Annotated in this window: 10 protein-coding genes; 3 read left to right on the forward strand and 7 right to left on the reverse strand. The window is 61.4% G+C overall.

What is annotated here, in order from left to right:
- Positions 1-168: 168 nt before the first annotated feature.
- Both C5L10_RS28175 and C5L10_RS28180 read right to left on the reverse strand, forming a co-directional pair.
- A complete protein-coding gene (locus C5L10_RS28175) occupies positions 169-987 on the reverse strand; it encodes a hypothetical protein (protein WP_105432356.1) in 819 nt (272 codons plus the stop codon).
- Between the two features lie 438 nt (positions 988-1,425).
- Positions 1,426-1,659 (reverse strand): hypothetical protein, encoded by a 234-nt coding sequence (locus C5L10_RS28180; RefSeq protein ID WP_105432357.1) that lies wholly within the window; start codon positions 1,657-1,659, stop codon positions 1,426-1,428.
- Positions 1,660-2,072: 413 nt separating this feature from the next.
- Between C5L10_RS28180 and msrB the strand changes: the two genes are divergently transcribed.
- The gene (gene msrB / locus C5L10_RS28185) at positions 2,073-2,483 is read left to right on the forward strand and encodes a peptide-methionine (R)-S-oxide reductase MsrB (protein ID WP_105432358.1); all 411 of its coding nucleotides are present in this window, start codon (positions 2,073-2,075) and stop codon (positions 2,481-2,483) included.
- A 47-nt stretch (positions 2,484-2,530) separates the two neighbouring features.
- Here msrB and C5L10_RS28190 read toward each other — a convergent pair whose 3' ends face one another.
- The 3 genes from C5L10_RS28190 to C5L10_RS28200 form a co-directional block, all read right to left on the reverse strand.
- The gene (locus C5L10_RS28190; protein ID WP_105432359.1) at positions 2,531-2,917 is read right to left on the reverse strand and encodes a VOC family protein; all 387 of its coding nucleotides are present in this window, start codon (positions 2,915-2,917) and stop codon (positions 2,531-2,533) included.
- A 149-nt stretch (positions 2,918-3,066) separates the two neighbouring features.
- Positions 3,067-3,936, reverse strand: coding sequence for an aldose 1-epimerase family protein (locus C5L10_RS28195; RefSeq protein ID WP_105432360.1), 870 nt, complete (start codon positions 3,934-3,936; stop codon positions 3,067-3,069).
- Between the two features lie 91 nt (positions 3,937-4,027).
- The gene (locus C5L10_RS28200) at positions 4,028-4,396 is read right to left on the reverse strand and encodes a helix-turn-helix domain-containing protein (RefSeq protein WP_105432361.1); all 369 of its coding nucleotides are present in this window, start codon (positions 4,394-4,396) and stop codon (positions 4,028-4,030) included.
- Positions 4,397-4,623: 227 nt separating this feature from the next.
- Between C5L10_RS28200 and C5L10_RS28205 the strand changes: the two genes are divergently transcribed.
- Complete coding sequence (locus C5L10_RS28205; protein ID WP_105432362.1) at positions 4,624-5,040, forward strand: GFA family protein; 417 nt, start codon at positions 4,624-4,626, stop codon at positions 5,038-5,040.
- Positions 5,041-5,043: 3 nt separating this feature from the next.
- Here C5L10_RS28205 and C5L10_RS28210 read toward each other — a convergent pair whose 3' ends face one another.
- A complete protein-coding gene (locus C5L10_RS28210; protein ID WP_038584852.1) occupies positions 5,044-5,451 on the reverse strand; it encodes a cupin domain-containing protein in 408 nt (135 codons plus the stop codon).
- Between the two features lie 432 nt (positions 5,452-5,883).
- On the opposite strand from C5L10_RS28210, the gene C5L10_RS28215 reads away from it, so the two are divergent.
- On the forward strand, positions 5,884-6,510 hold the full coding sequence (locus C5L10_RS28215) for a DUF1062 domain-containing protein (RefSeq protein ID WP_105432363.1): 627 nt from the start codon (positions 5,884-5,886) through the stop codon (positions 6,508-6,510).
- Here C5L10_RS28215 and C5L10_RS28220 read toward each other — a convergent pair.
- A partial coding sequence (locus C5L10_RS28220; protein ID WP_105432364.1) for an SDR family oxidoreductase occupies positions 6,511-7,373 on the reverse strand: 863 nt, incomplete at its 5' end.

Genomic DNA, 7,373 nt, shown 5'->3' on the forward strand with positions numbered 1-7,373 from the left:
CCGCCAGCGCTTAAGGGGGCAGCTTCGCGCCATGAGCGGCGATGGCCTCATGCAGTGCCAGCACCGATGGTCGACCCGGGTCAGAAACAAACTGGGGGCCAGCAAATGAGCCTGGCCCCCGACTTGATCTTGGTACATACCGCTCAAGAGAGCGCATGATCCCCGCGGTCAGGGTTTCAAGTACTCACTCACCGTCTCCCATGCGGTGGTTTGCAAGAATTTCGCTACTTCTTCATCGAAACCAGCTGTGTAACTGAGACCCACCGGGTTTTTCTTGAAGATTGCCGCGTAGGTCGTCAAAGCAGCCAGATATGACCCCGCCGCCGTCGGATGCCGCTTGTCGGCCGTGTACAGACTGATATCAGGGCGCTCTTTGACCGATCTGGCAAATGCCAATCCTGCAGGAATAACCAGAGCTTTGTTTTCATTTCCGATGCGGGTGTAGGCTTCGGCCAGTTGTTCGGTCATCTCCGGTTTGTCGAGATAAGCCCACGACATAAAGAAAACTGGCTCTGCGCCGTTCTTTCTTACGGTCTCGGAGTGCTTCTTCGCATATTCGTAGAATATGTCCTTCAACTGCGGATGAACCGGGCACTGGCTGCAATCCATCATGATCGCCAGGTCGAACAGGCGCTCCGGATTGTTGAAGGTTACGACGTTTTTGCTGTCGATCGTGTAACGTCCCACCGCGTTGGGCCGGAAGTACGAGCCGACATCGTGCCAATCGAAACCAGAGCCGCTTATTGTCACCTGAGCCGAGCGTAGCTTGTATTCAGGGTCAGCCGCTGCGAGGATTCTGGAGATAAACCCGCTTATCCCGTTGTTGAAGTAAAAGAAACTATTGCCGATATAGATGATGGATTCGGGGCGCTCTTTTCCCGTCGTCTGCACTGCGGGTTTCGTCTGCGCGAAGCTTGGCGAGCTTGCCCATAAAAGAGCGGACACTACCAATAAGGCGGCTTTTGCGGAATTCTTTAGGCGTTTCATTATCTGATCTCCCTGTCCGATAACGCGGCTGAAACTGCTTGCTCACATTGGTTGTCACCGAAGCGCGCCTCACCTCTGGACGCGATTGCTGAAAGCATAGGCTCCTCCTCCTATTGCTGCTTTCGAGAAGAGAACAAGACACACGTCAACGTTCGGCGGGTCTGCCGATCCGTGTATCCAGGCGTTGCTTTGAGAAGCTCGCGCTTCTCCTCCCTGCCCAAATTAATAAACGTACTATTCCGTTAATTCAAGCCAATCTGTTCACGGAGCAAGAACGGCAGTGAATACCCCCGTGATAATGTCTGTCATTGTGACTGGTAGGTTAGATCGGGCGCAGCTGCGTGGCTGGGATGAGGGCCGGTTCCGACAGCTCACTAGCGCAGGCGTCACACCCCGGAACGGATGCGGCTTCTTAAGTCGCGTCCGAGGAGTCTGATGTCACTCAGCCGAGAACTTCACCGTCACGCCGCGCTGCCGAAAGTAGGCCTGCATCAGCTTTCTGCCTGAACGGTTGTTCTGCACGAGCTTAGCCGGGTCGAACACGGCTTCCTTCAAACCCGCCCGGGTCAACGCCGCCTTGAGAGCCGCGATATGCACGTCGATGTCGGCGTTGTTCGCCTGGAGCGATTCATAAATGCGGCCTGTTGCATCTGCTACGGTCGGTTCAGTCACTGCCACTCTCCTGCTGTTATTCGCGTGGCGCTTACCACATTTTTTCGGTTTGACCTTATTGTGGTGAAAAATCTGCTCGTCAATGTGCGGCGATAGATTGGAACATCGCGTCCGCTTTCGAAGATGTGACACCAGAAGCAGACTAGCGGAAACCAGCGTTACGGCCGGATGCTAGGGCAACAATGCGCCAATTGCGGTCATAGCTCCGTGTAGATCCGGTAAATTACCAGAGCGGCCAATGCTATCACTGCGAAGGCAAAGGCCCGCTCCACCCAGCGGAGCCCCCGCGACTTCGCTGGCGCCCCGGAAAAAATCCCGCCAAGTAAATTCCCGAGGAAATCTAGCAACTCAATCGCGGACTTTTCCTTCGCCGCCTCGATGCCTATCTATGGGGAAACGAAAGGAACCTTGCGATGTCCGATGTGATCACCCCGAAAATCCAGAAGACCGATGCGGAATGGCGCGAGATCTTGACGCCCGAGCAATACCGCATCCTGCGTCAGGCCGGCACCGAACGCGCCTTTACCGGGCCTTTCTGGAACAGCCATGAAAAGGGTCTCTACAGCTGCGCCGCCTGCCACGAGCCGCTGTTCGTCTCCGATACCAAGTTTGATTCCGGCTGCGGCTGGCCGAGCTATTTCGAGGCGGTGAATCCGGAAGCGATCACCGAAATCCGCGACGTGTCGCACGGCATGGTGCGCACCGAAGTCCGTTGCAGCAATTGCGGTGGCCATCTCGGCCACGTCTTCCCCGACGGCCCGCCGCCGACCGGCCTGCGCTACTGCATCAACGGCCACGCGATGGACTTCGAGGCGATGAAGTAAAGCAAAACACCCGAAGCGCCGGTGATCCGCCGGCGCTTTTCTCATTCTCAATAATCGTCGCTGATCTCGAGCCAGTAGCCGTCCGGGTCCTGCAGATAGATGGAGCGGACGCCGTCGGCACGGGTGTAGATTCTGCCTTCGTTTCTGGCCAGATCGCCGTATTTCGTGCCGGTTGTGGCGATGTGGGCAACCGTGGCGTCGAGGTCGGTCACGGCGATGCAGAGATGGGTCGACATGGTGACGTAGGTTTGGCCGAAATCGCCTTCGATCAGGTGGATCGACTGGCTGTCGCCGATGCCGAACCAGCGGATGTTGGGCTTGCGGGCCTTGCACTCGATTTCCGGCAGGCGCAGGACCCGCTGGTAGAAATCGGCGCTGCGGGTGAGGTCCCGGACCATGATGGACAGGTGGTTTATGCGAAGCGACGCGGCCATGCTCTCCTCCAACAGCACTCGCGGGACCGCCTGACGTCAGGTCGGGTCCTTGTCGTAGACGATGATCCCGGGCGGCAACTGCATCCAGGAATACCGGCGGTAGTCATAAACCGAATGCGGGGCCGCGGGAAGCTGGAATACCCCGTGCGCTAGACCGGCAGCTCCACCGTGAACGCAAAGCGGGCTTTTTCGCCCGGTGCAAGGACCACGCCGTAGGGGCGTTTCGCCAGGTCGTCCGAGCCGCCGAGTTCGGCCGCGGTGCCGTGCCAGGGTTCGATGCAGATGAAGGGGGCGCCGGGTTTCTGCCAGAGCGCCAGGTTCGGCAGGTTCTCGAAGGAAAATTTCAGCGCGGGACCGCCTTCGGCGGCATAGGTCAGCCCATCGCCAGCCCCTTGCGGGAAGATCATCGCATCCGCCTCGAACATCGCATGGTCGAGCGTCAGGCTGCCTGCCTTGAAGGGCGACGGCAGCTTTTCCGGGCTGACCAACCCGCCCTCCAGCCGCGTCAAAGCCGGTTCGGCGGCGTTGTCGAGGGTGATGGCATGGGCCTTGCCCGCCGCGCCGGGAATCGGCCAGGCGAAGGCCGGGTGGAACCCGAGGCCGAAGGGCATCGGTTTTTGATCGCGGTTCTCGACTTCGGCCGCGACCGTCAGCGTCCGGCCCTCCAGCGAATGCTCCACCGCCAGCAGGAATTCGAACGGGTAGACGGCACGTGTCGGGTCGGATGCGGCGAGCTCGTAGCGGCACATGGTCCCGCTCGACGAGGCGAGCGTAAACTCGCTGCGGCGGGCAAAACCGTGCTGGCCCATCTCGTAAGACTTGCCCTCGACGCTGATCCGATTTTCCGGCGCCTTGCCGACCATCGGAAACAGAACCGGGGAGCGGCCGTTCCAGAAGGCGGCATCGCCATTCCAGAGAAACGAGCGGCCATCGGCGGCTGTCAGCGCCTGCATCTCGGAGCCGAGCGAGGAGATGTCGACGGTCAGGTACTGGTTGGAAATGCGCGTGACGTCTGACATGGCGGCTCCTTCAGGTTCCGGTTCGGAATCATGCCCTCATCTTTGCGCGCCAGACGTTTCGGTTCAATGACGCGCGAAACCTTTTCGAGCCTCAGGCCCGCATCGCCAGAACGGGAAGACGCTCCTGTTCGGCCTTTTCCGCCATGCGGATTTCATAAGCCTTGCCCCACTCCGCCATCACCGTCACAGCGTGGTTGAGGCTGCGGCCGAAATCGGTGGCGGAATATTCGACCCGCTGCACCTTCTCCGCAAACACTTCGCGGCGGATGAGACCGTCCGCCTCCATCTCGCGAAGCTGCTGGGCGAGCACCTTTTCGCTGACGCCTGAGAGGATCCGCCGCAGCTCGCCGAAGCGGCGGGGCTCGATGTTGATCTCCCAGAGGATGTCGGTCTTCCACTTTCCACCGATCACGTTGAGGGCGCTCGCAAAACCGCAATCGTCGTCCGGCAGGCGTTTCATTCCCGTTCTCCCCTTACTGCAGAGTAACCGCTTACCCGAAGGTGCGTAATTTACCCGTTCCGATCCGCAGCCGTATCACATGGCATCTCGAATACTGGAGTTCAACTCGATGACCACAACAGGATTTTCGGTGCGGGCCGGATGGGCACCGCACTTGTTCGCACCCTGGCGCAAAATGGCCATGACGACGACGGTTTCGCGATGCTGGCGCGGTTCATGGTGAGGTCATGACAGGCACTGAAGTCCCCGTCACCCGCACCGCCGCCTGTTCCTGCGGCAACTTCCGGCTCACCCTCGCGGGCGCGCCGGAGCGGGTCTATGCCTGCGCCTGCCTCGAATGCCAGAAGGCGACAGGATCGGCGTTTTCCTATCGGGCCCGTTATCGCAAGCAGGCAATCGTCGCCGACGAAGGCGAGCGGCGGCGCTTCCGGCGGATCACCGGCGAGGGCCGGTGGATGGAGCAGGTCTTCTGCCCGAATTGCGGCACGCTCGTCTATATGGAGGCGGAGGTCCTGGAGAACGGGATCGTCGTTTCGGTCGGCTGTTTCGGCGAGCCGGATTTCGCGCCGCCGGCCGCGATCTTCTGGTCGCGCCGGCGGCATGGCTGGTACGAACCGGACACGGAAATCCGGCTCGTCGAATAGGGCTCAGTCTTTCGCGACCTCGCCTGCATATTGATCGTCCGTCACCGCGCCCAGCCATTCCGCGGTGCTGCCGTTCAGCGCTTCCTGGATGGCGATATGGGTCATGGCGGTGGTCGGTGATGCGCCGTGCCAGTGTTTTTCGCCGGGCGGGAACCAGATCACGTCGCCGGGCCGGATGGCCCGAACCGGCTCTCCCCAGACCTGGGCGAGGCCAGCGCCGGCCGTGACGAGCAGCGTCTGGCCGAGCGGGTGGGTGTGCCAGTCGGTGCGCGCTCCCGGTTCGAAGGTCACTGAAAGGGCGCGGACCCGGGCCGGCTCCGGCGCCTCGACGATCGGATCCAACCGGACCGTGCCGGTGAAATATTGTGGCGGTGCCTTCGAAGGCTGCGATCCGCTGCGCTTGATGTCCATGGTTCGATCCTCGCTGAACGACTGGTTACATTTCATATAGGCCAGGATGGCATATAGGTCACAACGGGCGCGGCGTGACGTCCAAAAATTCTTGACTTCGATTTTCGCACGTTTATGCCTTTCAGTCGAAGAGCGTCGGCCTTTGAGGTTCAGTTTGCCTAAGTAATCCCCGGTCTCGACAGGTTCACCCTCCCATGCGTGGAAGAGCGATGACGCTTGCCCGCGTGGGAACACTGTTCATCGGGGTGGCGGCTTGAGACCGGTTTGGCATTGATCGTGCCAGTGCGGCCTCATGCTGCCCTGAACCGTCCGACTAAGACCTCCGACGCTTGCTCCCCACAGTCCGGACCTTCGCCACACCGTGCGCGCCCGAAGAGGGCTTCTTGAGTGCCGTTTCCCGCATGAACTTCCTGACCGGAAGATCAAAACGGCATGTGCGACATCCTCCATCTTGAATGGACTGCAACCCCTAAAACTCCACCCCGGCCGATCCTTGCCTGCAGCGGCTGCGGGCTATCGAGACCGTTCCGCTCCAGCGGCCGCATCCGCCTCAATGCCAATGGCAAGCGGCTCGATGCCTGGCTCATCTACAGATGCATCGCCTGCGACGGCACCTGGAACCGGCCGATCTTCGAGCGGCAGAGCATCCGGGCGATCGATCCTGCCATGCTCGACGCGATGCAGGCGAGCACGCCGGACTTCGTGGCCCGCATCGAATTCGACGCGCAGGCGCTGAAGGCCAGGGCCGGACGCATCGAGGAAAGCGACGACATCGAGATGCGCAAGGCGGTGCTGCGCCACGATGCGGATTGGCGGCGGATCGCGATCACGCTCGCCCTGCCCTACCCGACCGGCCTGCGGCTCGACCGGCTGCTGGCAGCGGAACTTCAGCTGTCGCGCAGCCGGCTGCAGGCGCTTTTCGACAGGCAAGAAATCCGGATCGGGCCGGAGCGGAAGGACGCGCTGAAACGCGGCGTTCGCGACGGCACGCTGATCACGCTCGACCTGCACGACGAGGCCGAGCGAACGGCAGCGGGCAAAGCGGCGATGGGCGGCTGATCAGCGATAACCGGTGGCATCGGCCGGTTTGCCGGGCTCCTGAACCTCTTTCAGGTAGCGCCAGCAATCCGGCCGCGAGCCGTCGACATCGTCGAACTCATAGACCCTGGCAAGGCCGCCGCTCGACAGCGACTGGCCGTTCCAGCGTGCCCGGTCCGGATCGGCGGCAAGCGCTGCCACCGCCCGGCCGATGAAGCGCGGGGTTTCGGAAATGCAGAAATGCGGCTGGGCGACGAGGGCATCACGCCAGTTCTCCTCGGTCACCCTGTAGATATCCAGCATCATCTCGGAGCGCAGCCAGCCCGGCGTGATCGAGACCGAGGTGCTGCCGACCTTCTCCAGATCCTTGCCGTGCGCCCAGGCCATGCGCGTCACCGCGGTTTTGGCGAGGTCGTAAAAGGGCGAGAGGCGATAATGCTCGGCATTGTATTCCGCCGTGCCATCGGTGACCTCGACCAGCAGGCCACCCGGCTTCTCGATCATCAGCTTCAGCGCATGATGGGCGGTGATCAGGTGGGTGTCGATCGCCAGCCGCAGCATGCGCAGGCCGTTTTCGAGGTCGTGCTCCCAGACCGGCTTGTCCCATTCGAACAGATGTTCGCCGCCCCATATGTCGTTGACAAGGATATCCAGCCTCCCCTGCTCCTCGCGGATGCGCTCGACGAGCGCTGCGACATCCTCCGAGACGAGGTGATCGAGGGGGACCGCAATCCCCGTGCCGCCGGCTTGCGTCACCAGTTCGGCGGTATCCTCGATAGTCTCCGGCCGCAGATATTCCGACTGCTTCTCCCGCGTGGTCCGGCCGGTGACATAAACGGTTGCGCCGGCCGCTCCGAGCTCGACCGCGATACCCCGCCCGGCAC

The organism is Neorhizobium sp. T6_25, from assembly GCF_002968555.1.
Taxonomy (GTDB): domain Bacteria; phylum Pseudomonadota; class Alphaproteobacteria; order Rhizobiales; family Rhizobiaceae; genus Neorhizobium.